Origin of the sequence: Haloglomus salinum, assembly GCF_024298825.1 — an archaeon.
In the GTDB taxonomy this organism is placed as follows: Archaea; Halobacteriota; Halobacteria; order Halobacteriales; family Haloarculaceae; genus Haloglomus; species Haloglomus salinum.
Map to the genome: position 1 here is coordinate 1,981,848 of NZ_CP101153.1, position 24,008 is coordinate 2,005,855.

A 24,008-nucleotide genomic window follows, 5' to 3' on the forward strand; every position below is an offset into this window, starting at 1 on the left:
GCGGTTCCGAGCGGAGCGAGGAACCGCAGTAGCGAGCGGGGTGCGGAGGCGACCCGCGAGCACTGAAGGCCGCAGTGAGCGAAGCCCAGGAGTCCGAGCGGCGGACCCGCGAGGACGGGTTCGAGGCGGAATCCGGGGGCCGCTTCGGGCACGTTTTTCGCGCCGGACGCCGAAGCCGGCCGTATGGACTCCCGAATCAGGGAACACGCGGAGATACTCGTCGACGACTGCGCCGAGGTCGAGGCCGGCGATCAGGTCGCCATCGTGGCCCACCCGGCCGCCGAGGACCTCGTGGTCGCGGTCGCCGAACTGGTCGGCGAGCGCGGTGGCGTCGTCAGCACCTCGCTCGGGACTGCTCGGACCCGGCGAGCACACAAGCTCGCCGCCGACGAGGAGACCCTCTCGCAGGAGAACGAGATGGCACGCTCGAAGTACGAGGCCGCCGACGCAGTCGTCCAGATCCGTGGCGAGCGGAACCTCAACGAGACGTCCGACGTGCCGCCCGAGAAGAACGCGACGAGCAGCAAGGCCAACCAGGCCGTTCAGGAGGCGTTGCTCGACTCGCGGTGGGTCCTCACGCAGTGGCCCTCGTCGGGGTACGCACAGAAGGCCGAGATGTCGACCGAGGCGTACGAGGAGTTCGTCTGGAACGCCGTCAACAAGGACTGGAACGCGGTCCGCGAGCATCAGGCACAGCTCGTCGAGTTGCTCGACCCTGCCGAGGAGGTCCGTATCGTCTCGGGGGACACCACCGACGTCCGGATGTCCGTCGCCGGCAACCACGCGAAGAACGACGCCGACGACAACAACATGCCCGGCGGCGAGGTGTTCACGGCGCCCGTCGTCGACAGCGTCGAGGGCGAGGTTCTGTTCGACAAGCCGGTCCTCATCCAGGGCCGCGAGGTGCTGGACGTGCGGCTCGTCTTCGAGGGTGGCGAGGTGGTCGAGCACGAGGCGACGAAGAATGAGGCCCTGCTGACGAGCCTGCTGGAGACCGACGAGGGGTCGAGCCGGCTGGGCGAGCTCGGCATCGGGATGAACCGCGACATCGACCGGTTCACCTCGAACATGCTGTTCGACGAGAAGATGGGTGACACTGTCCACATGGCCATCGGCCGCGCGTACGAGGAGACCGTCGGCGAGGACAACGAGTGCAACGAGTCCACCGTCCACGAGGACATGATCGTGGACATGAGCGAGGACTCGCGCATCGAGTTCGACGGCGAGGTGGTCCAGGAGGACGGGACGTTCGTGTTCGAGCCGGGGTTCGAGGACTGAGCGACGCCGGACGAAGCGGAGGCGTTCGGGGAATCATGGAGGCCTGGATGAACGGGTCGCACGTGTCTGCCCGTGTTCCCGTGCCCTACCGGTGACTCGCGGACGACGGAACCGGCTTCCCACGCTGGTCGCGGTGCTCGGAGTCGAGAGACAGTGCCGGCGGAGAACGCCGGCGAGTGGACAGCGGCGTGCTGGCGCGGTGGGCGCCAGCCACATGGACTTCGGTGCCGGCGTGACAGGGCGCCGGCGGGCCGGACGGGCGCACATGGCCGCCCGCCCGATGCAGGTATGGCTGGATGGAGACGCGGGCTGAGCCTGGTCAGATCCCCTCGTTGCAGACCGAGCAGCGGCTCTCCTGGGCCTCGTGGTCCCAGACCAGCGTACCCTCGTTGCACTCGTAGCACGGCGCGTAACTCGCCGACGGACCCGATGGGGGCAATGACGCGGACATTACACTCGACGAACATCGAGCGATATCCATAAGCCTTGGGCATAATGGTGTTAATATGCTCTAGAAGTATTCGTACGGGTTGGAATATTTGGCTAAGGGTGAATTATGGAATAGTAAAATCGGTTCTCCCTCGACGCTCGTCCGGTTCCCGGTCGCTTCGAGCAGGAGGACTGGACGACCCACGGAATCCGGGGCCACGAACCGGGCACGCGTCCGCTCGTGGCGAGCCGGACCGACGGACGAGACCGGCAGTCGTATGCCGCGTGCGGGGGAACCGCCGTGCATGCTCGAACCGGGCGACCCGGCACCTGACGTGAGTGCGCCCAACCAGCACGGCGAGCCCGTCACTCCCGAGTGGGCGGGCGTGACGGTCGTCTACTTCTACCCCGAGGACGAGACGCCCGGCTGCACGGTCGAGGCCCAGCAGTTCACGACCGAGGCCGAGAGCTACGCCGACGCCGGCGTGACGGTGTACGGCGTCTCCACCGACGACGTGGAGAGTCACGCCGACTTCGCCGAGGCCGAGGGTGTCGCCTTCGACCTGCTGGCCGACCCCGAGGAGGACGTGTGCGAGGCGTTCGGTGTCCCCCGCATCACCGGCCGCGCGAAGCGGACCACGTTCGTCGTCGTCGACGGCGAGGTCGAACGTGTCTACGAGGGCGTCGACCCGGATGGCCACGCCCGCGACCTCCTGCTCGACCTGCTGGACGACGGCGTCGTCGACCTGTAGCGGACCGACCCAAACCGGTATCCCATCCCCGACCGAAGCGGAGGCCATGCTCGAATCCGGCGACGCAGCACCCGAGGTCAGCGCACCCAACCAGCACGGCGACACCGTCACCCTCGACTTCTCCGGGCCGACGGTCGTCTACTTCTATCCGAAGGACTTCACGGGTGGCTGCACCATCGAGGCCAACGACTTCGAGGAGCACCTCCCTGCGTTCGAGGACGCCGGCGTCTCCGTCTACGGCGTCTCGATGGACGACGTGGAGAGCCACGCCGACTTCGCCGAAGAGGAGGGTGTCACCTTCGAACTCCTGGCCGACCCCGAGGGCGAGGTGGCCGCCGCGTTCGGCGTCGACACGGACGAGGGTTACACCGACCGCGTCACCTTCCTCCTGAACGACGGCGAGGTCGTCGCGGCGTACGACCCCGAACTGGCCGACCCCGCCGGCCACGCACAGGAGGTACTCGAAGACGCGACGGAACTGGCGGCGTAACGGTCTCGAAAAATCCACGGTCTTTCTGAGAACGTAATACTTTCTACATTCATGTCTGGGGTTTCAGAACTAATTTGCCTCGTTGGTTAGCTCTCCGGCGACTACTGCGACCTCGTCGACCGCCGCCTGCCAGCCGTCCGGTCGCTCGCCGCCCCGCTTCGGGGGGTCGAGGTCCACCGTGACCGGATGGTAGGAGAGCCCGTCTAGCGTGTTCGCGGCCACGTTCCCGACGAACTCCGCGTTCTTCCGCTTCGCGGAGACGCCCCCACTGGCGAGGTCGTAGTAGCGTGTGAACAGGTGGACGACGACCACGCGGTCGGCGTCGATGGCTCCCTCCGAGAGATGCCGGAACAGTTTGGCCGCGTTGTCCGAGGGGTCCGCACGGCGCCACTCCAGTTCGACCGCGACGAGCAGGTCGTCCCCCGAACCGGCCACGTCGACCGGCGTCCCGGCGACGTGGTGTTCCGTGGCCCAGTCGAGTACGGGACGGTCCGTGGCGAGTCGCTCGCGGAGGCGGGCAGCCACGTCACGAGCGAACGAGCCCATCGAGCTGGGCGAGCGGCGCCCCGAGCTTGAGCGTTACGCCGCCCGGCGCGCGAGCAGTGCAGCGCCGACCAGCGCGACGAGGGTCGCGATGGTACCGAAGCCGGGCTGTCCCCCGGTCTCTGTCCCGTCCGCCGGCGGTTCGGTCGGCGTGTCCGCCACGGTCGGCGAGGTGGTCGGACTCGTCGTCTCGAACGGGGTCGGCGAGGCCGTCGCCGTGCCGGTGCTCACCGCCGTCGGCGTGGCGGTTCCGTCGGTCACGGGCGTCGGCGCCGCGGTCGGGGTGCCGGCGCCCGTACGGTCGGTCGACGTGGGGGTGGCCGTGGTCGGCGTCCCGTCGCCGTCGTCGGTCCCGGTCCGGGTCTCCTCGGGCGGCGTGGGGGTCGCGGTGTCGTCGCCCCCGTCACCGCCGTCGACCGGGGTGGGCGTCGGCGTCGGGGTGGCTGTCGGCGTCGACTCATCGCCGCTGCCGTCCGATGGCGTTGCCGTCGGCGTGGGGGTCCCGGTGTCGCCCCCGCTGTCCGTCGTGTGGCTCACCTGCGCGGTGTCGGTTCCCATCAGGTTCCCGTCGCGGGTCCGGTAGGGGAAGTCCTCCTCGCCGCCGGAGACATCGTACTCGAAGCGGCGGTTGGCGTTGGCGTCCGTGTACGCCTGCGCGACGAGTTCGCGGTCGCGTTCGACCGGCGTCTCCAGCCGGACGGTCACGTCCTCGTGGGTGCCGGCCGGGAGGTAGTCGGAGTGCCCACGGACCTCGTCCGGCCGGGCACCGCTGGCGTTCTGGACGGCGACGAAGCCGGCCTCCGAGAGTGTCACCGACGAGACGGTGACCGTCTCCCCGGTCGTCGACTGGTTCGCGAACGCGACGCTGGCGTCGTTGTACTCGTAGGTGACCGTTCCCGTGGCGGTGTCGTTGACGCCCTGACTGTTGACCGTGACCTCGACCTCGGCGCTGCCGGCGTCCTGTGGGTTCTGGACCGGCCGCAGGACGACTACCACCTCGTCACCCTGCTGGAGCGTGAGTGCCCCGCTCGTGGCGATGCGGACCGCACCCCCGTCTCGCTTCCCGCTGACTGTCGTCACGTTCGCCCGGACGTCAACGCGGGTGCCCCGGTCGTCGCCGCCGCGGTCGATGCCGATGCGCTCGATGGTCCCGGCGCCGACATTGGAGACGTCAGCCTCCGGTTGCCCGACCGCGTAGTCCACCACCACGTCGCTGAACGCCGTGCCGGGACTCTCGGCGTCGGCGCCCAGCGGCACGACGACGGCGTGGGTCGATTCTGCCTCGTTCGGGTCGCTCGGTGTCGCGTCCACCGTCGCGACCGACCCGAGTTCGCCGGTTCGTGCCGTGCCTGCAGAAGCCCCGGCCGTCGCCCCGAGGACGACGACCACGGCGAGCAGCACCGCTCCCACATTGGTCGTGTTCATACACAACACGGACAGTCGCTGCCGTTGATACGTTCTGTGGCGAACTGTTCGACACTTGAAACGGTGGGTAGAGCCGGCAGTAGCGTGATGGGCCGAAATCCCGTCCGTACGGCCGTGAACGAACGACGTGCTCCGGACGACGCTCGGTACCGGCGCGCGGACGGTGCCGACGAGATGGTCCCCGAACGGTCCCGATTCTCGGTTGCCATCGACACCGCCTGGCGGTGGGCCGTGACAGTGTGGGTTCGTATCGTGGCCGGCGCGGTCTGGGGGGTCACCGCGTTCTACGTCGGTATGCTACTCGACGCCGCCGGCGTCCCCATCGCCGAGGCCGCCAGCGCCGCCGTGACCGCCGCACCGTTCGTGTCCACGGTCGGCAGCGGTGCGCCGACGCTGCTCGCGACCGCCGCGTTCCCGCTGGGGATGCTCTGGACGCTCCGCGGGGACGATACGCCGAAGACGCACCGCCGGCGCCTCATCGCCCTCTCGCTGCTGGTCACGCTCCCGGTGGTCCTGCAGGCCGTGGAACTCGTGACCGTCGGCGCAGCGAACGCGCTCCTGAGTCAGGCGGTGGGCGTCCCCGAGGCCCCGATTCGAGCGTTCTACCACGTCGCGACCACGCTCGCCGTCGCCTACGGCGCCGCCTTCCTCTGGTACCACATGAAGACGGAGCCGAGTCGGAGTCGCTGGAGTACGTACTACTGAATGGGTACTCACCGGACAACGAGATCCCGGCTCGTTACCCAGCCACGCACAGGAGATGTTCGATGACACGCCGTCATCAGAACAGAGAATAGGAGACCAGCAGGCGCTGCTACGATTGTGCGAGCAGCGGAAGAAGAGGTTCAGCGAGCGGCGGGTCGATCCAGACCTCAGGCTGACCGTCGCACGAGCAGGGCCGCCCCAGCCAGTGCAACGAGGGCCACGACGAGACCGAACCCGGCCTGACCGCCGGTCTCAGTGCCGCCCGGCGTCTCGTCACTGCCGCCCGTGCTGGTCCCGCCCATGTCGTCGGCAGCGGTGGGTGTAGCCGTCGTAGTCGCAGTCGCGGTCGCGGTCTCGTCCATCACGGGGGTCGGCGTCGTAGTCGGGGTGCTCATACCCCTCTGGTCAGTGTCGGTCGGTGACGGGGTGACGAGCGTGCCGCTCTCCCAGGCATCCCCGTCGTCGCTGGCAGTCGGGGTCGGAGTTATCTCACCGTCGTCACCGCTGTCGTCGGTCGGCGTCGCGGTGGGCGTCGGCGTCGCGGTCATGTCCTCGTCGGTCGGTGTCGCAGTAGGCGTCGGCGTCGCGGTCATGTCCTCGTCGGTCGGCGTCGCAGTGGGCGTCGGCGTGGCCGTCGAGGTGTCACCTGCCTCGTGTGTCACCTGCGCCGAGTGGCTCCCGTTCAGGTTCCCGTCCCGGTTGCGGTACGGGAAGTCCTCCTCGCCGCCGGAGACGTCGTACTCGAACCGGCGATCGCCGTTGGCATCCGTGTACGCCTGCGCGACGAGCTCGGTATCGTTCTCGATGACCGGGTCGAGCTGGACGCTCACGTCCTCGTGGGTCCCGGCGGAGAGATAGGTCGAGGAGCCGCGAATCGCGTCGGCGCTGGTGCCACTGCTGTTCTGGACGGCGACGAATCCACCTTCCGAGAGCGTCACCGACGAGACGGTGACCGTCTCGCCGGTCGTGGACTGGTTCTCGAACGTCACGTTCGCGCCGTTGTACTCGTAGGTCACGCTCCCGTTGGCGACATCCGCGGCGTTCTGACTGTTGATGGTAGTCGTGACCTTCGCGGTCCCGGCGTTCTGCGGGTTCTGCACCGGACGGAGCACGACGACCACCTCGTCACCCTGCTGTAGGGTGTGGTCGCCAGCGGTGGCGATACGGAGCGCCGATCCATCCTTCTTCCCGCTGACTGTCGTGACGTTCGCACGCACGTCGATGCGGGTTCCGGGGTCGTCGCCGCCGCGGTCGATGCCGATCCGTTCGATGGTCCCCGCTCCCACGTTCGAGACATCGGCTGTCGGCGACCCGACGGAGTAATCGACGACCACATCACGGAACGGCGAGCCGGGGCTCTCCGCAGCACTCCCGAGCGGGACCACGATCGTGTGTGTCGACTCGGCGTCGTTCGGGTCGCTCGGTGTCGCGTCGACCGCCGCCACGTCGCCGAGGTCGCCGGTCCGCATCGTCCCGGCGATCGCACCGGTGGTCATCGCTGACAGTACGACTGTCGCAACGAGCAGCACCGCTCCAACCTGGTCAGTTCGCATACGACGAACAATGACCACGATTGGACTACAGTTTCAGGCTATTTATTCGGCTCTTTATTTCGGCCTCCGGGACAGCGTGCCCTCGACCCCTGCCGTGTGGGCAATGGTGGCGCGGATGAGACGAGTATTTAGGCCCCGCCCCACGCACTCTGGGTATGAGCTACGACCCCGCCAGTATCGAGGCCCGGTGGCGCGACCGGTGGCGCCAGGAGGGCTACTACGAGGCCGACCCGGACGACGACGGGGACGCGACGTTCATCACCGTCCCGTACCCGTACCCCTCGGGCGGGATGCACGTCGGGCACGCCCGCACGTACACGGTCCCGGACGTGTACGCCCGCTACCGGCGGCTGCAGGGTGACAACGTCCTGTTCCCCATCGCGTGGCACGTCACGGGGACCCCCATCATCGGCGCCGTCGAGCGGCTGAAGAAGGGCGAGGAGGAACAGCTCTCGGTCCTGCGTGACACGTACAACGTCCCCGAGGACACCTTACAGGACCTGGAGACGCCGATGGGCTTCGCCCGCTACTTCATCGAGGAGCACTACAAGAAGGGGATGCAGCAACTGGGGCTCTCGGTCGACTGGCGCCGTGAGTTCACCACCAACGACGAACGCTACTCGAAGTTCATCACCTGGCAGTACCGCACCCTGAAGGAGCGTGGCCTGCTGGAGAAGGGTCTCCACCCGGTCAAGTACTGCACCAACGAGAGCAACCCCGTCACCACGCACGACCTGCTGGAGGGCGAGGAGGCCGAGTTCCAGGAGTACACGCTCGTTCGATTCGAGGACAGTGACGGCACCATCCTGCCGATGGCGACCCTGCGCCCGGAGACGGTGCGCGGAGTCACCAACGCCTTCGTCGACCCGGACGGGGAGTACGTCCGCGCCGAGGTCGACGGCGAGGAGTGGGTCGTCTCGGCGCAGGCCGCCGAGAAGCTGCGCCTGCAGGACCACGAGGTCGAGGTCGTGGAGGAACTGGGCGGCGCCGAACTGGTCGGCGAGCGCGTCACCAACCCCATCACCGAGGACGAGGTCGTCATCCTGCCCGCGTCGTTCGTCGACACGGACAACGCGACGGGCGTCGTGATGAGCGTCCCGGCGCACTCGCCGGACGACTACATCGCCCTGCAGGAGGCCAAGGAGCGCGCCGACGAGATGACCCAGTACGGCATCGACCCGGACGAGGTCCGGGCCATCGAACCCATCCCCATCCTCACCATCGAGGGGTACGGCGAGATTCCCGCCCGCGACGCCGTCGAGGAGTACGACGTGTCCAGCCAGGAGGACCCCGCGCTGGAGGAGGCCACCCAGGAGCTGTACAACCGGGAGTTCCACCAGGGCAAGCTCATCGACGCGTACGGCGAATACGCCGGCGAGACCGTCGAGGACGTACGCGAGCGGTTCCGCGACGACTACAAGGACCGCGGGGCGTTCGGCTCGATGCAGGAGTTCACCGAGGAGGTCGTCTGTCGCTGTGGCGGCGACGTCGAGGTGGCCAAACAGGAGACCTGGTTCCTGCGCTACAACGACGAGGACTGGAAGGCGAAGACCAAACGCCTCGTCGAGGACCTCGACGCCATCCCGGAGAACACGCGCGAGCAGTACACGCACACCGTCGACTGGCTGAACGAGTGGCCCTGCATCCGCAACTACGGGCTGGGCACGCGCCTGCCGTGGGACGAGGACTTCGTCATCGAGCCGCTGAGCGACTCGACCATCTACATGGCCTACTACACCATCGCCCACCGGCTGGACGACATCCCGCCCGAGGAGATGGACCAGCAGTTCTTCGACACGCTGTTCTACGGCGCCGACGCCGCCGACGAGCCCGACGAGCGGGCCCTGGACCTGCGCGAGGAGTGGGACCACTGGTACCCGGTCGACTACCGCGTCTCCGCGAACGACCTCATCTCGAACCACCTGACGTTCTACCTCTACCACCACGCCGAGCTGTTCGACGAACGCAACTGGCCGGAGGGTATCACCATCATGGGGATGGGCCTGCTTGAGGGCCAGAAGATGTCCTCCTCGAAGGGCCACGTGGTCCTGCCCGGCGAGGCCATCGACGAGTACGGGGCCGACACCGTCCGGTTCTTCCTGCTGAACTCCGCGGAGCCGTGGCAGGACTACGACTGGCGCGACGAGGCCGTCTCCTCGGCCCACGGGCAACTGCGCCGGTTCTACAACCGCGCGACGGAGGTCATCGAGCAAGAGGCCCCCGACAACCAGCCCGACCTGCGACCCATCGACGAGTGGCTCCTCTCAAAACTGCAGGGCGTCATCCGCGACTCGACCGAGGCCCTGGAGGGCTTCGAGACCCGGACCGCGAGCCAGGCCGCCTTCTACGCGATGGAGGAGCACCTGCGCTGGTACCGCCGCCGCGCGGACATGGACCGCGAGGGAGCGCGCTGGACGCTCCGGCACGTCCTGAGCCAGCGCCTCCGCCTGCTGGCACCGTTCACGCCGTACCTGACGAACGAACTGCACGAGAAGCTCGCCGGTGAATCGGCCGAGACCGCCGGCTGGCCCGACGTGGACGAGGCCCGCGAGGACCCGACTGTCGAGGTCCGCGAGTCGCTGGTCGAGTCGCTCACCGACGACATCAACGACATCGTCGACGTGACCGGCACGGACCCCGAGGTCGTGCGCGTCTACACCGCCGCGGACTGGAAGCGCTCCGTGTTCGAGCAGGTCGTGGAAACCGGTCCCGATGTCGGCGCGGTGATGTCAGAGGTCATGTCGGACCCGGACCTGCGCGAGCGCGGGAACGAGGTGAACCAGCTGGTGCAGGAGCTGGTCGAGTTCGTCCGCGAGGCCGACGAGGACCGGCTCGCCATCCTGGAGGCGGCAGACGAGGCCGACGTGTACGCCGACGCCGTCGACTTCTACGAGCGCGAGTTCGACGCCGACGTGCGCGTTCTCGACGAGGGCGCCGACCCCGAGGACCCCGGCGACAAGGCCGGTGACGCGGTGCCGTTCCGCCCGGCTATCCACATCGAGTGACGGTGCACGGGTCCGGACGGTCGGTCACTCGTCCGTCGCCGCGCGGCCGCTCCGACGTCCGCCCCGGCCGGTCGACAGGCTTCCGGAGACGAATGTTGATTAGGCACACACCCCTACCCCGCGACCGAACGCGGAGCGGTGTCCCATCAGAGACCGTCGGACGATTCCCTCGTAACCGATGATGGCACGCACGACACATGTCCGGCGCTCGCCCGCCCGGGGTGGGAGGAGATGAGCGCCGCCATCGAACTCATCAGCGTCGTCGTGACGATAATGGGGTTGGGCGTCGCCTCGCAGGTCCTCGCGGACCGGTTGCAGGTACCGAGCGTGGTGTTCCTCATCCTGGCGGGCGTCCTCGTCGGGCCGGAGGGACTCGGCGTCATCACCCCGTCGGTCTTCGGGGAGACCCTCCAGGCCATCGTCGGACTGAGCGTCGCCATCATCGTGTTCGAGGGGGCGTTCCACCTGCGAATCGAGCGGCTCAGGGGAGCCCAGCGGGAGACGCTCCTGCTGGTCACGCTCGGCGCGTTCGTCTCGCTGGTCGGCACGGCCGTCGTCGTCCGGTACGCGCTGGGCGCGCCGTGGGACGTGGCCATTCTCATCGGGTCGCTGCTCATCGCGACGGGCCCGACGGTCATCACGCCCATCATGAACGTCGTTCCCGTCCGCGAGCGGGTGGCCTCGACGCTCGAGACCGAGGGGGTCGTCAACGACGTCACGGCCGCCATCCTGGCCATCGTCACCTTCGAGTACGTCCTCCTCGGGTCGCAGGGGCCCCTGGCGCTCGTCGGCGAGTTCGCGCTCCGGTTCGGCCTCGGCATCGCCGTCGGCGGGACCATCGCCGCAGGCCTGTGGTACGTCCTCCGGCACGGCACGCAGGCGGTGGAGAACGCTCCGCAGAACGCGCGGCTCATGGTGCTGGTCTCGTCGCTGGCGATGTACGGCGTCGCGGAGGTGCTGGGCGCGCGGTTCGGCGCCTCCGAAGCCGGCATCGCGGCGGTCGCGACCGGCGGGTTCGTGCTCGGCAACACGGACATCCCCTATCGAGACACCATCGAGCAGTTCAAGGGCGACGTCTCGTTGCTGGTCATCGCGTTCGTGTTCATCACGCTCGCGTCGCTGCTCTCGCTGCGGGACCTGCTCTCGCTGGGCGTCGGCGGAATCGTCGCCGTCGTCGTCATCGCGGTCATCGTCCGGCCGCTGGGGGTGCTGCTCAGCACCGGCGGCGGCCGGCTGACGACCCCCGAACGGCTGTTCATCAGCGCGCTGGGTCCGCGGGGAATCATCCCGGCCAGCGTCGCGACCCTCTTCGCACTGGAACTCCAGGCGACGAACCAGACGGCGGCGACGACGCTCGTCGGCACCGTCTTCCTCGTCATCTTCGCCACCGTCGTGATTGAAGGCGGCCTGGCCCGTCACATCGCGCAGGCGCTCGACGTGATACCAATGCGTGCCATCATCATCGGCGGCGGCCGGGTCGGTCGCGAACTCGCACAGCGGCTCGAGGAGCGCGGCGAGGAGGTCGTCCTCATCGAGCGGGACGAGCAGGAATGCGAGCGGCTCAGGGAGAGGGGATTCACCGTCCACAAGGGCGACGGGACACGGCAGGAGGTGCTGGAGCGGGCCGGCGTCGGGAACGCTCGCATCGTCGCGGCGTCGACCCAGGACGACGACGTGAACCTCCTCATCGGGCAGCTCGCGAAGAACACGTACGACATCGAGACGGTCGTCGCCCGCGTGAACGAGCCGTCCAACCTCGACGCGTTCGAGGACCTGGACGTCGAGGCCATCTCCACCTCGATGTCGGTCGCGTGGTCGATGGACAACGTCATCGAACGGCCGGGCATCTCGAAGTGGATGACCGAACTCGACCGCGACGGCGACGTCCAGGAGGTCGAGGTCACCTCCGAGGACCACGCCGGGAAAACGGTCGCGACGCTGGGTGAGGAGCTCCCCGAGGGGTGCCACCTGGCGCTCATCAGTCGCGACGAGACCAACCGACTCCCCGAGGCCGACGACACCATCGAGCTGGGCGACCACCTGACGTTCATCGGCCGGCGGTCGGCCGTCCGGGAGGCCATCGACTACTGTACCAGCTGATGGCAGGTGAGCGCGGACGCAGTGCCTTGAGATTCGAACTCGACTGTTGAAAGATAATGGCGTGCTATGCAACATAATATGGCACATTCATCCTCTAATTGTGGCCGATATAGATTATATCACGGCTTCACGGTCGGGTCCGTCACCCGGCCGAGGAACAGCACGGCGTCGGTCGGCCGGTCGCGGATGCAGAACAGGAACGGCCGGTCGAGGGTGATGGACGGGTGGCCCGACACCTGGTCACCGAGACTCGCGGAGATGGCGACCGCGACGGTCCCCTCCTCGTCGACCGCGACGTAGGTGTCCTGCAGGACGTGGCTGAGATGGAGACCATCGGCGGCGCTCGGCGGGTCCGTCATCCCGCCGAAATCAGCGGCGGCGCGGTCGAACGCCGTCGTCATCCCCAGCCGCTTCAGCGGGCCGTTCAGCTCGAACTCGTTGGCGAAGGTGAACTTCGGCATCGTCACCGACGCCTTCCCGGGGTCGCGCTCGTCGAACTCGTCGAATCGTGACTGCAGCCACCCGCCGTCGATCGCTGCCTCCAGCTCTGCGAGCGACCGTTCGCGCTCCGGGACGACCAGCACCATGCTCAGGTCGCCGCCGACGTACGGGAGTTCGACGGCCCGGTAGCCGACGCCCGCCTCGGAGTCGTCGGGGTACTCCCGGAGGAGCGTGAACTGCCCCTCCTGGTGCATCAGCGGCACGTCGACGGTCGAGCCGCCCGGTCGGGTGAACTCGCCGCGCTCGGTGTCGTCGGGGTCGAACGACTGCTGCCAGTCGGCGCGCAGCGCGACGGCGTTGGTGAGCGCAAATCTGGTGAGCTCGGTGACGGCGTCCGGACCGAGGAGTTCGTCTACCCGGCCGTCCGAGGCGCGTTTCCCCCAGTCGTTGATGCGCCGGCGGGCGGCGTCCGGCGACGACTCGAAGTCCACCTCGCGGAGGTCAGCGCCGTAGTTCTCGGCCAGTGTCCCGCGGAACGCGTCGGCGAAGGGATAACCCGTCTGTCCCCAGAACGCGTTCGCCAGCCCCAGCGAGAACCGGTTGACGTTCCACAGCTGCGGGAACTCCCGGTGCTGAACACCCCGGCCGCGGCCGTCGAGGTCGTGCTGGAGGGCGCCGACGGCGGGATGCAGGCGGCCCTGCTCGAGCGGGAAGTGACACGTCTCGGCCATCCGGCGTTCGGTCTCGCCGCGGGCGCCCGCCCACGTCATCGCCAGCGCGCTCGACAGGCCGAGCGGGGAGACCATCGCGTTCGGCGCTCCGTCGGGGAGTTCCGAGAGGAGGTCCAGCCCGAAGGCGGTGCAGCCACGGGCGTACGCGTCGACGGCCTCGTCGCTGGTGTCCGGCCTGCCGTCGGGACCGCTCACCTCGGCGCCGCCGGCGCCACGGAAGGTGTCGACGCCGAGCACACTGGCGAGCCCCAGTCCCGCGAGGCCGACGGCGCGGCGGCGGGTCAGGTCGACATCCGGGTCGAGACGCTCGCGCATGGCCGGCCCGTCGGCACGAGCGGAGAAGAGCGCCCGCGTTTTGCACGGGTGTAACCGGTACGGCTCCCCCGTCCTATCGAACCCGCGTGTCCACCAGCTCGAACGGGTAGCCGTTGTCGTTGTCGTCGGCGTGCTCGTAGACGACGTGTGCGGTCGCCACGTCCTGGATGGCCAGTCCCGTGGAATCGAACAGCGTGACGCCGTCGCCGGGTTCGCGGCCGGGTTTCTCGCCGGTGACGATCTCGCCGAGTTCCCCGTAGAGGTCGTCGTCGCCCAGTAGCCCCTCGCCCCAGGGGACGTTTATCTCGCCCGAGTGGGTGCACTGCTCGTAGTCGTCGATGACGAGCTTGGCATCGAGCAGTGTCTCGTCCCCGTGTTCGTGCTTGCCGGGCGCGTCGGCGCCCATGGCGTTGACGTGGGTACGCTCACCCAGCGCCCCCCGCGGGACGATGGGCTCCTCGACGGGCGTCACCGTCGAGAGCACATCGCACGCCGCGGCCTCCTCGATACTCCCCCCGCGCACGTCGTACTCGTCCTCGTAGCGCTCGACGAAGGCGGCGACTGCCTCCTCGCGCACGTCCGCGACGACGACCTCCTCGATGTCGCGGACGCAGGCGATACCCTCCAGCTGGGTGTAGGACTGCACCCCGGCGCCGACGATGCCGAGCGAGGTGGCGTCCTCGATGGCGAGGTGGTCGGTGGCGACCGCGGCGGCCGCGCCCGTCCGGAGTCGGGTGAGGGTGGTCCCGTCCATCAGCCCGAGCGGGAAGGCGTTGCGCGGGTCCGAGTAGACCATCGTCCCGAGGACGGTGGGCAGGTCGTACTGCTCGACGTTGTCCGTGTGGACGTTGACCCACTTGATGCCGGCCGCGTCCCAGTCGCCCGCATCCATGTACGCCGGCATCGACCGGAAGTCCCCGTTGTACCGGGGGAGGTCGATGTAGCTCTTGGCGGGCATCTGCGTGTCGCCGCGCTGGTAGGCGCCGAAGGCCTCCTCGACGGCCCGAATCACGTCCGGCATCTGCGCGTTCTCGCGCACGTCGGACGGGTTCAGGAGGAGCGTCTGCATGGGCGGCAATTCTTGCTTCCCCCACTTCGCTGTTCCCCTCCCATCGTCGGGTCGGGAGCCGGCCGTGCTGGTCGGAGCCGGTTGGCCGACGGTCGGGTAGCCGTCGCGGCGGCCGCCGGAACCCGTATGCTCCGTGCGTCCGAACCACGGGACATGCATCGGCTCGGGGCCGTCGCGCTCGCCTGTCTGCTCGTTCTCGCGGGCTGCAGCGCGGTTCCCGGAGGCGGGACCGGGAGTGGGGACGGCGGCGCGAGCGACCGGACGGAGACGTTGACACCGGTTGCCGTTCCGGAGACGGCGACTCCGGTCGAGCGACTCGCGCCCGGGCTCACGGCCCGTGGGGTGACCGACCCGCTGACGCTGGCGAACGCGCACGCCAACGCGCTCGGGGACCGCTACCGCTTCCACTCGAACTGGACCGTTCGCTACCGGAACGGCTCCGTCCACGCCCGCGCCGACCAGACCACCGCCGCGGTGCCCGGGCGCTTCCGCTCGCGCATCACCGTCGCCGGTAACACCGGCTTCCTCACCAACGGCGCCACGACCACGGTGACCGTCTGGGCAAACGAGTCGGTCCTGTTCGAGCGGCTCGAGCGCGACGGGATGAGCAGCTACCGCTACCTCGGCCCGGAGACGTACAACGGCGGTGCCGGCTTCTACAGCACGCTCCGCCGGCCGATCCCCTGGCGCGACCACTACGCCGTCTTCGCGGGTGTGTCGACCCGCGTCGCCGACCGGACGGCCGGCGGCGACACAGCCCCGACGACGTACACCCTCGTCGGCGAGCGCCTGCGTGACCCCATGACCTTCGCCGCGGCGACTGGCGTCAGCGAGCCGCGGAACGTCTCGCTCCGGGCGACCGTGACCGAGCGCGGCGTCGTCCGTTCGCTCGACCTGTCGTACGAGGGGCGCCTGCGCGGCGGGGAGCCGGTCCGGGTCTCCCGCTCGGTCGTCTACCGCGAGCCGGTGGGCGACGTGTCGCGCCCGCCCTGGTACCGGGCGGCGCTGAACGGGAGCCGGAACAGCCGCGGGAACGTCCCGAACCCGCGACTGGCGGGGTGAACGTGCCGAGGGAACGAGAGCGCAGCTACCCGATGCGATGTATCGCATCCGCGCGAGCGACCGTAGGGAGCGAGGAGCGGCTTTTTTGGTGCAGATTTTTTGGCCGAGCGGTTCGCCGGCGGAGCCGGCGAACCCGAGGCGAAAAAAGGTGCGTTAGAAGAACTTGAACAGGTCGTCGCGCTTCGCCGCGTGGAGGTGGTGCCGGACGGCCTGGTTCAGGGGCTCGATGCGGCCCTGTTTCGCGACGATGGGGGCGATGGTCTCCTCCTCCCACTGCTGCCACGGTGGGTAGAGTCCGAAGCGGTCGGCGATGTCGTCGAGGCGCTCGTCGCGGTCGTCGACCTTGTCCATCTTGTTGACCGCCAGCACCGCGGGGATGTCGAGTTCCTGCAGGAACGAGAACAGCTCGACCGTGTGGGGGATCTCCTCGGGGCCGGAGTGGCGGTCGATGATGTCGACCGCGGCCTTCCCGTCGAGGACGACGACGCCGGCGAGTATCTGCTCGGCGTACTGCTCCAGATAGCGGACGATGTCGGTCTTGATGTTCTCGCGGCGCCCTTCGTCGACGCCCGCCATGAACCCGAAGCCGGGCAGGTCCGTCACGACGAAATCCTCCGAGGCCCAGTCGTAGTGGTTCGGCTCCCGCGTGACCCCCGGTTTCCCGCCGGTGTCGAACTTGTGGCCCGTTATCTCGCGCATCAGCGTGGACTTGCCCACGTTCGACCGCCCGAGGAGGGCCACCTCGGCGTCGCGGTCCGGGCGTGTCTCGAACATGTACAGAGGCAGTGGGCTTGTGGGGATAAGGCGTGCGGGTCGAGGTACGAGGCTGCGGCGCGTACCGGGAGAACTGTCCGCTCGCTCGAACCACAGCCTACATGCCACGGACCCACATACGGAGTCGCCAATGCCCGACGAGCCGGCCCACGAGATGCCCGAGGACGCGGCAGCGATGATCACCGAGTACCTGGAGAACCAGCACGAGTTCCTGTCGTGGCTCGGGTTCACCGTCGAGGAGTTCACCGCCGACCGGCTCGTCGGGCGCATCCCGTTCGACGAGAAACTCACCAATCCGACCGAGCCGCCGACGGTGCAGGGCGGCGTCGCCTCCACGCTCGTCGATACGACCGGCGGCATCGCGCTCCGGCCGTATCTGGCCGACCCCGTCAACGACGGCATCGCCACCATCAACCTCAACGTCAACTACCTCCGGCGGGCCGGCGGGGACCTCGTGGCGACCGCCGAACCCATCCGCGCCGGTGGGTCGGTCGGCGTCTCCTACATCGAGGTCGTCAGCGAGGTGCCCGGCGAGGGGCAGAAACCGGTCGCCGCGGGGACGGGCGCGTACCGGCTGTTCAACTCCGAGCGCGAGGACGGGGGCGAGGGCGAGTAGGTCACAGGCGCGTCGCGTACCTGACTCCGACGATCTGCCCCGCCGCGTACGACACCCGCTCGACCCGCTCGTAGCCCAACGACTCGTACAGCCCCTGTGCCGCGTACTGTTCCTCGCCCGTCTCCAGCACGACGCGCTCGGCACCGCGCTCGCGGGCGATATCCTCCAGCGCCCGGACGATGGCCCGGCCGTGTCCCAGTCCCTGCTGCGCGGGCAGCACGGCGACCCGCGTCATCTCGACCGCGGACAGGCCATCGTCCTGGCCTGGCTCGACCGGCCGGAGGCCGCCCACCGCGACCACCTCGCCGTCGGCCTCGCCGACGAGGAACGCGCCGTCGGCGTACGCCTCGGTCGGAGCGTCGAGGTCCGAGTGGTCCGCGGCCGCGAGGTAGGCATCCGCATCCCGCATCGCGCGCTCGTAGACGGCCCGGACCCGCCCCGCATCGGCGGAAGTGGCTCGACGGATGTGGCGGGCGTCGCTCATGCCGGGTCCCTGTTCCCGTAACGGTTTCAGAGCACCGGCTACCGGCAACGTAATGGCTGAACGCTCCAGATAGAGTGGATACGATATCGATAATGGAATCATATCTGCTTTTTGCCGTTTCGGATATCCGTTATGGACTTCTCGAATCTGACGAGTTCGTACTCGCCCTCCTGCAGCCGGCCGACCTCCTCGTACCCCCGCGACCGGTAGAGTTCGACCCCGGCGCGCTGGCGGGCCGCGGTGGTCAGCACGGCCCAGTCGAACCCCGCGTCGGCGGCGCGGTGCTCCAGTTCGTCAAGCACGGCGGCCCCGAGCCCGTGCCCCTGCACTTCGGGCGCGACGGCGATGCGGAACAGTTCGACGGCCGCGGCGGGGTCGGCCTCGCCGCCCGTGAACCCCTCGTGGCCGCCCGGCGGGAGGTCGCTCGCCGGGCGGAACCCACCCATCGCGACGATGCCTGACGGCGCCGCCCCGTCCGCCTCGCCGACGAGGAACTCTCCGCCGTCGAGGTACGTCGCCGGGATGGCGTCGAGGTCGTCGGTGCCGGGCACGTCGTCGGCGTCGGTGCCGGCGTCCCGAAGTGCCCGCTCGTGGAGGGCGTGGAGGTCGGCGGGGTCGTCGCGCGAGGGGTCGAAACGGCGGAGCCTGATGCGGTCGCTCCCTGCGGCACCTGCGTCGGTGCCGTCCGTCGGGTCCCGGGGCTCGGCGCCGTTCTCGCTCACGTGGACGACGGCGTTCGCCGGTGGCTTCAATCGTGGGGGGTCGACCGCGAGGACACGACGGCTCGTCACTGTGCTCCACCACCCATTTACCCGGCGGGGTGTTGCCGACGCACGATGAGGGGTGCCCCGTGATGAGACGCCCTGCCCCCGGACGGAACGGCGTCCGGCTCGTTCTGGTCCTCGTCGTCCTCGTGGCCGGCGCGCTGCTCGTCTCCAGCTGGCTGGCGACGCCGCCGGACGCCGCCGCAGTGGCGGCGAACGCGACCGACCGGTCGCTCGCCGAGCACGAGCCCGTCGCCGCCGACCGCGACGGCGCGACGGTCATCACGACCGACCCACCCGGCGGCAGCGACGGACGGGCCGCCATCCTCGCCTTTGCCGCCGACGGCCGGCCGCTGTACCACGACGACACGTACGGCAACTACTTCGACGTGGACCCGGACCCCCCGGGGTCGCGGACGGTGCTGTACGTCGCCGGGTCGCGGTACGAGACGTGTCCCGACCGCCTCGCGGCGCGGTCCGACCGGGCGTTCGAGGACGGCTGTGCCGAGGTCGTCGTCGAACGGACGAACCTGACGACGGGCCTGACCGAGCGCGTTCACACGGCCGTCACGGCGTGGGACATCTGGCACGACGTGGACCGGGTCGGCGAGCACCGGCTCCTCGTCGCCGATATCGCGCAGGACCGGGCGTTCGTCCTGAACACCCGGACCGGGGAGCGGGAGTGGACGTGGACCGCCGAAGGGGACATCGACCGTGACGCGGGCGGGCAGGCCGGCGACTGGACACATATCAACGACGTGGAGGCGCTTCCGGACGGCCGGGTCATGGCGAGCCTGCGCAACAACGACCGCGTGGTGTTCATCGACCCGGGCGATGGCGTCGACCGGAACTGGACGCTCGGCGCCGAGGACTCGTACGACGTGCTGTACGAACAGCACAACCCGGACTACATCCCCGCGGAGCAGGGTGGTCCGACCGTCCTCGTCGCGGACTCGGAGAACAACCGCGTCGTCGAGTACCAGCGGGCGGACGGCCGGTGGCACGAGTCCTGGGCGTGGAGCGACGGCCGACTCCGCTGGCCCCGCGACGCCGACCGGCTCCCTGGCGGCCACACGCTGGTGACCGACTCGCAGGGGAACCGGGTCCTCGAACTGGACGAGCGCGACCGGACCGTCTGGCAGGTGACCGTCTCGACGCCGTACGAGGCCGAGCGACTCGGCACCGGCGACGAGAGCGCGACCGGGCGGAGCAGGGTGGTGCTCCGGAACGGCACCGGAACGGTCGACGGCGCCGACCCACCACGAGAGTCGAAGACCGGGCTCGCGTGGCTCGTCGCCTTCCTCCGGGGCCCCGTCGTCAACGGGCTGCTCTACGTCGCTCCTGCCTGGATGACTGTCGCGGACCTCGCGGTCGCCGGGGTCGGCCTCGGCGCGCTGGGCACACTCGGGGCCCTGGAACTCCACTGGTCGCGGTTCGGCCCGGCGTGGCTCCGTCGGCGGTGGTGAGTATCCGGACGCCCGCCCGGGCTCACGCGAACGTCACGTCGTCCTGCTGTTCGACCTCGCCGAACAGCCAGTCAGCGTGTTCGAGCGCGTACTCGCGGTGGTCCTCCTCGATAGCGCCGATGGCGTCCTCGACGAGGACGGGCCGGTAGTCGCGCAGCCCCGCCGAGCCCGCGGTGTGGAGTACACAGACGTTCGCGAGGGTTCCGCAGACGGCGAGGTCATCGACGCCCCGCGCCGAGAGCCAGCCGTCCAGCTGCGTCTCGTGGAAGGCGTCGTACGTGTGCTTCTCGACGACGAGGTCATCGTCGCGAACGTCGAGTTCGTCGACGAGTTCGGCCTCCCAGGAGCCCGCCACGACGTGCTCGCCCCAGCGCTCGAACTCGTCGTAGTAGTGGTTCCCGTCGAACTGGCCCGGCGGGTGGACGTCGCGGGTGTAGACGACCTGCGCGCCCGCGTCGCGAGCGCGCTCGACGAGGTCGACGACGGGCTCGATGACGGCCTCGCTGCCGGGCGCGTACAGCGCGCCGTCGGGCTTGCAGAAGCCGTTCTGCATGTCCACGACGACGACCGCCGCCGAATCGCTGTCGAGTGTCGCTGGCATACGCGGCCGTTGGACCGCGCGGGAGAAAACCGTTGTCCGGGGTTCGGCCGTCGGCTCGCCGGCGTGGGCCCGTCGTCACGCATATCACGACACCCGCCGAAGCCGCCGTATGCGCATCGAGTACGACCGGGACACCTGCATCGGGATGTTCCAGTGCGTCGCGGAGTGGGACGCCTTCGAGAAGGACGAGAGCGCCGGAAAGGCCGTTCTCGCCGACGCCGAGCCGAGCGAGGACGACCCGGATGTCTTCGTCCGCGAGGTGCCCGAGGAGGCCGAACTGGATGCGAAGTTCGCCGCCCGGGCCTGCCCCGTCGAGGCCATCGAGGTGTACGACGACGAGGGGAACCGCATCGTCCCGTAGACCGCCTCGTTCCGCAGCCGGCTCCCGCAGACCACCTCCTCACCCGGCGGCCGCCAGCCGCGTTACCGGTGGACGGAGCGGGTGAGCGCGAAGACGAACAGTGCGATGCAGAACGCTCCCAGGAAGGCTTCCGACGCGGCCAGCGCCCGTACCTCGACGGGGGTCGGCGTCTTCGGCAACTCGCCGACGACGAAGGCCACGAACGACTGGAAGCTCAGCAACAGGTCGCCCGTCAGGGTCTCGGCCGCCCGGAAGAGCGCGAACACGCCCGCGTAGAGGACGACGACGGCCACCGAGAGGCCGACCGTTCGCTGCGGTCGCTCGCCGTAGCCGACTGTCAGGTCGAGTGCCAGGTTCGACAGGCCGCTCCCGAGGGCACGGAGGCGCGTCGCCGCGTCCTCGCCATCGCGGACGGTCCGCCACGCACTCCGGCGGCGGTTCCGCATCTCGCGCAGGAAGAACTCCGCACCGGCCGTGCTGTCGCCGACGGCCTCGGCCCCGTTCTTGGCCTTGAGGTACGTGTCCACGAGGTCGTTGACTCCCGGTCGCTCGACCGCCCCCGCGAACGAGTGGATATCCCAGCCTCCGGCGAGTGCCTCGGTGTGCCGCCCGAAGTCGAACCCGTCGAAGGTGGTGTTCACGAACCGGTAGGCGTCGAGTGACGTGACCGGTTCGAGGTCGTGCTGACGGAGCGTCACGGCCCCGACGGTCGCTCCCGTGAGGTCGTACAGCGTCGTGCCGGTCGCCGGCTGCCGGATGCGTCCCCCCTCGATGACCGCGTCGGACAGGTCGACGGGGCCGTCGCTCTCGGTGGCACCGAACCGGGCCCGGTCGCTCGCGACCAGCTCCGGCGCCCGGAGCCCCTCGTCGAACGTCGCGTCCGTGAACAGCACCTTCTCGCCGAAGGTCGCCTCGATCATCGCCGCCCGGCCTGCCCACTCGCCTCGGCTGAAGTCACACCGACCGCCGACCTCGAACTCTGACATGTCGGCGGTGTCGCGGAACGTCGCGCCCCGGAACGTGATATCATCGACGACGACGGTCTGGAGGAAATCCGCCGCCCCCCCGAACGTCGCACCGCGGAAGTCGGTCTTGCGCCCGCCCAGTGTCGCCCGCTTGAACGTCGCGTCGCCCGCGAACTCGCAGTCGGTGAACCGGCAGCGGTCGTGGAACGCGGCCTTCCAGAAGGTCGCCTCCCCCTCGATTCGTGCCCCCTCGAACAGGACGTCGTCGTGGAAGGTCGCGTCCGTGGCACTGAGCCGCCCCTCGATACGGGCGCCGTCGAACGAGAGGCGCCCGGTCGCCGTCGCGTCGTCGAGCACCACGGCGCCGCTGACCGCGAGCGACCGGGCGTCGACGCGCTGGAGGTCGGTCCCCCGTAGCCGGAGGGCCGCGACCCGGGCCCCGGTCAACTGGAGGGGTCGGCTCGTGGCCCCCTGCGTGAGGTCGACCGGTCCGTCGACGACCGCGTGGCGAAGGTCCACCGGGCGGGTGTCCGGTCCCTCGAGCCGCGTGTACGGGATGTCGAGCGCGTCGAGTCGGGCTCCGAGGTAGCTCCGGGGGCCGTCGTCGCTCGACAGGTCCGCGAGGAACCGGTCGGTCAACGCGGGCTTGGCGTCGTGGTCGTGCGGGAGATGCACGGCACAGCGCTCGTCCGCGACCGCCGACCGGGGACAGCGCTCGGGTGGGTCGGGTCCCGGCGCGGCCGCCATCCACGCCCGCCACCACGCCACCACGTCGGTCGTGGGGAGGACGTCCGTGCCCGCGGTGAGCACCCGCTCGATATCGACGGTGTCGATGTCGGGCGGTGACACGTCGAGCTCCGTGGCGAGGCTCTGCCGCCGGTCCGAGGGGTTGTCGACTGCCGGATGCCGTTCGAGGAGTTCCAGCACGGGTCGCCCGTCGAGGAACGCTGTCACCTGTGCTGTCCACTCCGACGACTGGAAGAATCGACACCTGCCCATCGTGTGGGAGTGCCAGCGCGCTGGCTGATAAATCTCGTCACCGAGACGAGTTCGCGATGCTCGCTGACGGTCGGAATCGGTCCGAATATGCCGCGAGAACGGGAATGCCGTCGGGACGTCGCTTACGCGATCTCGTCGTACTGCTCGGAGAGCTTCTCTGCCGCCTCGTCCATCAGGTCGGCCTCGTAGTCGTCGAGGTCCCACTCGACGACCTCCTCGATGCCGTTCGAGCCCAGGCGGACGGGGACGCCGAACGCGGTGTCCTCGTAGCCGTACTCACCGTCCAGCACGAGCGAGCCGGGCAGCACCTCGCCCGTGTCGCGGATGACGGCCTCGACCATGTGGGCAACGCCCGTCGCCGGGCCCCACTCGGTCGCGCCCTTGCGCGAGATGACGTCCATCGCGGACTCCTGCAGGTCGCCGAGGATCTCCTCCTTCTCGTCGTCGCTGAAGTCGGGGTCCGTGCCGTCGACGCGGACCTTCGAGAAGACCGGCACCTGCGCGTCGCCGTGCTCGCCCAGGATAGTGGCCTCCACGTTCTGGACGGGCGCGTCGAAGCGCTCGGAGAGGACGTAGCGGAAGCGCGCCGAGTCCAGGCGGCCGCCGAAGCCGATGACCTTGTGACGGTCGCGGTCACCCGACTCGTACAGGTGGCGGTTCAGCAGGTCCACCGGGTTCGAGGTGGTGATGGAGACGAAGTCGTCGTTGTACTCGGCCAGCGAGGAGCCGATGTCGTCCATGATGGGCGCGTTGTCGCCCGCGAGGTCGATGCGGGTCTGGCCCTCCTTGCGCGGGATGCCGGCCGTGATGACGACCACGTCCGAGCCCTCGGTCGCCTCGTAGCCACCCTGCCGGACCGTCGTGTTGGAGTCGTAGGCGATGCCGTGGTTGGTGTCGGCGGCCTGCCCGATGGTGGTCGCCTCCATGTCCGGGATGTCCACGAAGACGAGTTCGTCCGCGATGTCCCGAAGCGCGATGTTGTACCCCGCCGCCGCGCCGACCGTCCCGGCGGCGCCGATGACGCTCACTTTGGTCATGTGTCGTTCGTGTGTGGGTGGGCCTCACCCGTTAAGGATTGCT

Annotated in this window: 22 protein-coding genes; 10 read left to right on the top strand and 12 right to left on the bottom strand. The window is 69.2% G+C overall.

The features are described from left to right. Positions 1-183 precede the first annotated feature (183 nt). Positions 184-1,278: an aminopeptidase gene (locus NL115_RS09525; RefSeq protein WP_254832946.1), complete on the top strand. Its 1,095-nt coding sequence runs from the start codon at positions 184-186 to the stop codon at positions 1,276-1,278. 319 nt (positions 1,279-1,597) lie between these two features. Here the strand turns inward: NL115_RS09525 and NL115_RS20600 are convergent, their stop codons facing one another. After that, positions 1,598-1,729 (bottom strand): hypothetical protein, encoded by a 132-nt coding sequence (locus NL115_RS20600; RefSeq protein WP_286668312.1) that lies wholly within the window; start codon positions 1,727-1,729, stop codon positions 1,598-1,600. A gap of 283 nt (positions 1,730-2,012) precedes the next feature. Between NL115_RS20600 and NL115_RS09530 the strand changes: the two genes are divergently transcribed. Together NL115_RS09530 and NL115_RS09535 are read left to right on the top strand one after the other, a co-directional pair. Then, on the top strand, positions 2,013-2,459 hold the full coding sequence (locus NL115_RS09530) for a peroxiredoxin (RefSeq protein WP_254832947.1): 447 nt from the start codon (positions 2,013-2,015) through the stop codon (positions 2,457-2,459). 46 nt (positions 2,460-2,505) lie between these two features. Then, positions 2,506-2,949 (top strand): peroxiredoxin, encoded by a 444-nt coding sequence (locus tag NL115_RS09535; RefSeq protein WP_254832948.1) that lies wholly within the window; start codon positions 2,506-2,508, stop codon positions 2,947-2,949. A 69-nt stretch (positions 2,950-3,018) separates the two neighbouring features. Here NL115_RS09535 and NL115_RS09540 read toward each other — a convergent pair whose 3' ends face one another. Together NL115_RS09540 and NL115_RS20605 are read right to left on the bottom strand one after the other, a co-directional pair. Next, on the bottom strand, positions 3,019-3,495 hold the full coding sequence (locus NL115_RS09540) for a hypothetical protein (protein ID WP_254832949.1): 477 nt from the start codon (positions 3,493-3,495) through the stop codon (positions 3,019-3,021). Between the two features lie 33 nt (positions 3,496-3,528). Further along, a complete protein-coding gene (locus tag NL115_RS20605) occupies positions 3,529-4,917 on the bottom strand; it encodes a DUF7282 domain-containing protein (protein ID WP_286668316.1) in 1,389 nt (462 codons plus the stop codon). A 114-nt stretch (positions 4,918-5,031) separates the two neighbouring features. Between NL115_RS20605 and NL115_RS09550 the strand changes: the two genes are divergently transcribed. After that, a complete protein-coding gene (locus NL115_RS09550; RefSeq protein WP_254832951.1) occupies positions 5,032-5,622 on the top strand; it encodes a hypothetical protein in 591 nt (196 codons plus the stop codon). 167 nt (positions 5,623-5,789) lie between these two features. Here the strand turns inward: NL115_RS09550 and NL115_RS09555 are convergent, their stop codons facing one another. After that, positions 5,790-7,175, bottom strand: a complete 1,386-nt coding sequence (locus tag NL115_RS09555; protein WP_254832952.1) for a DUF7282 domain-containing protein — start codon at positions 7,173-7,175, stop codon at positions 5,790-5,792. A 155-nt stretch (positions 7,176-7,330) separates the two neighbouring features. On the opposite strand from NL115_RS09555, the gene leuS reads away from it, so the two are divergent. Beyond that, complete coding sequence (gene leuS, locus NL115_RS09560; protein ID WP_254832953.1) at positions 7,331-10,180, top strand: leucine--tRNA ligase; 2,850 nt, start codon at positions 7,331-7,333, stop codon at positions 10,178-10,180. 231 nt (positions 10,181-10,411) lie between these two features. Further along, on the top strand, positions 10,412-12,280 hold the full coding sequence (locus NL115_RS09565; RefSeq protein ID WP_254832954.1) for a cation:proton antiporter domain-containing protein: 1,869 nt from the start codon (positions 10,412-10,414) through the stop codon (positions 12,278-12,280). A 119-nt stretch (positions 12,281-12,399) separates the two neighbouring features. Here NL115_RS09565 and NL115_RS09570 read toward each other — a convergent pair whose 3' ends face one another. Both NL115_RS09570 and NL115_RS09575 read right to left on the bottom strand, forming a co-directional pair. Then, positions 12,400-13,767, bottom strand: coding sequence for a serpin family protein (locus tag NL115_RS09570; protein WP_254832955.1), 1,368 nt, complete (start codon positions 13,765-13,767; stop codon positions 12,400-12,402). A gap of 73 nt (positions 13,768-13,840) precedes the next feature. Then, entirely contained in the window at positions 13,841-14,836 is a 996-nt protein-coding gene (locus tag NL115_RS09575; protein ID WP_254832956.1) for an ornithine cyclodeaminase family protein, read from the bottom strand. Between the two features lie 153 nt (positions 14,837-14,989). Between NL115_RS09575 and NL115_RS09580 the strand changes: the two genes are divergently transcribed. Next, on the top strand, positions 14,990-15,898 hold the full coding sequence (locus NL115_RS09580) for a hypothetical protein (RefSeq protein WP_254832957.1): 909 nt from the start codon (positions 14,990-14,992) through the stop codon (positions 15,896-15,898). A gap of 153 nt (positions 15,899-16,051) precedes the next feature. Here the strand turns inward: NL115_RS09580 and engB are convergent, their stop codons facing one another. Then, positions 16,052-16,672, bottom strand: coding sequence for a GTP-binding protein EngB (engB, locus tag NL115_RS09585; RefSeq protein WP_254832958.1), 621 nt, complete (start codon positions 16,670-16,672; stop codon positions 16,052-16,054). Between the two features lie 130 nt (positions 16,673-16,802). Here engB and NL115_RS09590 point away from each other — a divergent pair, with 130 nt between their 5' ends. Further along, positions 16,803-17,288, top strand: a complete 486-nt coding sequence (locus tag NL115_RS09590; protein ID WP_254832959.1) for a PaaI family thioesterase — start codon at positions 16,803-16,805, stop codon at positions 17,286-17,288. A gap of 1 nt (position 17,289) precedes the next feature. On the opposite strand, the gene NL115_RS09595 is transcribed toward NL115_RS09590, so the two are convergent. Beyond that, positions 17,290-17,772 (bottom strand): GNAT family N-acetyltransferase, encoded by a 483-nt coding sequence (locus NL115_RS09595; protein ID WP_254832960.1) that lies wholly within the window; start codon positions 17,770-17,772, stop codon positions 17,290-17,292. Positions 17,773-17,870: 98 nt separating this feature from the next. Beyond that, a complete protein-coding gene (locus NL115_RS09600; protein WP_254832961.1) occupies positions 17,871-18,494 on the bottom strand; it encodes a GNAT family N-acetyltransferase in 624 nt (207 codons plus the stop codon). Between the two features lie 131 nt (positions 18,495-18,625). On the opposite strand from NL115_RS09600, the gene NL115_RS09605 reads away from it, so the two are divergent. Beyond that, positions 18,626-20,002, top strand: coding sequence for an aryl-sulfate sulfotransferase (locus NL115_RS09605; RefSeq protein WP_254832962.1), 1,377 nt, complete (start codon positions 18,626-18,628; stop codon positions 20,000-20,002). 22 nt (positions 20,003-20,024) lie between these two features. On the opposite strand, the gene NL115_RS09610 is transcribed toward NL115_RS09605, so the two are convergent. After that, positions 20,025-20,603 carry a cysteine hydrolase family protein gene (locus tag NL115_RS09610; RefSeq protein WP_254832963.1) on the bottom strand — a complete coding sequence of 193 codons (579 nt, stop codon included), beginning with the start codon at positions 20,601-20,603 and terminating at the stop codon, positions 20,025-20,027. 109 nt (positions 20,604-20,712) lie between these two features. On the opposite strand from NL115_RS09610, the gene NL115_RS09615 reads away from it, so the two are divergent. Then, entirely contained in the window at positions 20,713-20,964 is a 252-nt protein-coding gene (locus tag NL115_RS09615; protein ID WP_254832964.1) for a ferredoxin, read from the top strand. Between the two features lie 62 nt (positions 20,965-21,026). Here NL115_RS09615 and NL115_RS09620 read toward each other — a convergent pair whose 3' ends face one another. Both NL115_RS09620 and mdh read right to left on the bottom strand, forming a co-directional pair. Continuing rightward, complete coding sequence (locus NL115_RS09620; RefSeq protein WP_254832965.1) at positions 21,027-22,928, bottom strand: pentapeptide repeat-containing protein; 1,902 nt, start codon at positions 22,926-22,928, stop codon at positions 21,027-21,029. A 122-nt stretch (positions 22,929-23,050) separates the two neighbouring features. Beyond that, positions 23,051-23,965 (bottom strand): malate dehydrogenase, encoded by a 915-nt coding sequence (mdh, locus tag NL115_RS09625; protein WP_254832966.1) that lies wholly within the window; start codon positions 23,963-23,965, stop codon positions 23,051-23,053. Between the last annotated feature and the right edge of the window lie 43 nt (positions 23,966-24,008).

Coding starts and splice junctions, on each gene's coding strand:
- NL115_RS09525 (WP_254832946.1), top strand. CDS start 184: ATGGACTCCCGAATCAGGGAACACGCGGAGATACTCGTCGACGACTGC.
- NL115_RS20600 (WP_286668312.1), bottom strand. CDS start 1,729: ATGTCCGCGTCATTGCCCCCATCGGGTCCGTCGGCGAGTTACGCGCCG.
- NL115_RS09530 (WP_254832947.1), top strand. CDS start 2,013: ATGCTCGAACCGGGCGACCCGGCACCTGACGTGAGTGCGCCCAACCAG.
- NL115_RS09535 (WP_254832948.1), top strand. CDS start 2,506: ATGCTCGAATCCGGCGACGCAGCACCCGAGGTCAGCGCACCCAACCAG.
- NL115_RS09540 (WP_254832949.1), bottom strand. CDS start 3,495: ATGGGCTCGTTCGCTCGTGACGTGGCTGCCCGCCTCCGCGAGCGACTC.
- NL115_RS20605 (WP_286668316.1), bottom strand. CDS start 4,917: ATGAACACGACCAATGTGGGAGCGGTGCTGCTCGCCGTGGTCGTCGTC.
- NL115_RS09555 (WP_254832952.1), bottom strand. CDS start 7,175: ATGCGAACTGACCAGGTTGGAGCGGTGCTGCTCGTTGCGACAGTCGTA.
- leuS (WP_254832953.1), top strand. CDS start 7,331: ATGAGCTACGACCCCGCCAGTATCGAGGCCCGGTGGCGCGACCGGTGG.
- NL115_RS09565 (WP_254832954.1), top strand. CDS start 10,412: ATGAGCGCCGCCATCGAACTCATCAGCGTCGTCGTGACGATAATGGGG.
- NL115_RS09570 (WP_254832955.1), bottom strand. CDS start 13,767: ATGCGCGAGCGTCTCGACCCGGATGTCGACCTGACCCGCCGCCGCGCC.
- NL115_RS09575 (WP_254832956.1), bottom strand. CDS start 14,836: ATGCAGACGCTCCTCCTGAACCCGTCCGACGTGCGCGAGAACGCGCAG.
- NL115_RS09580 (WP_254832957.1), top strand. CDS start 14,990: ATGCATCGGCTCGGGGCCGTCGCGCTCGCCTGTCTGCTCGTTCTCGCG.
- engB (WP_254832958.1), bottom strand. CDS start 16,672: ATGTTCGAGACACGCCCGGACCGCGACGCCGAGGTGGCCCTCCTCGGG.
- NL115_RS09590 (WP_254832959.1), top strand. CDS start 16,803: ATGCCCGACGAGCCGGCCCACGAGATGCCCGAGGACGCGGCAGCGATG.
- NL115_RS09595 (WP_254832960.1), bottom strand. CDS start 17,772: ATGAGCGACGCCCGCCACATCCGTCGAGCCACTTCCGCCGATGCGGGG.
- NL115_RS09605 (WP_254832962.1), top strand. CDS start 18,626: ATGAGACGCCCTGCCCCCGGACGGAACGGCGTCCGGCTCGTTCTGGTC.
- NL115_RS09610 (WP_254832963.1), bottom strand. CDS start 20,603: ATGCCAGCGACACTCGACAGCGATTCGGCGGCGGTCGTCGTCGTGGAC.
- NL115_RS09615 (WP_254832964.1), top strand. CDS start 20,713: ATGCGCATCGAGTACGACCGGGACACCTGCATCGGGATGTTCCAGTGC.
- NL115_RS09620 (WP_254832965.1), bottom strand. CDS start 22,928: ATGGGCAGGTGTCGATTCTTCCAGTCGTCGGAGTGGACAGCACAGGTG.
- mdh (WP_254832966.1), bottom strand. CDS start 23,965: ATGACCAAAGTGAGCGTCATCGGCGCCGCCGGGACGGTCGGCGCGGCG.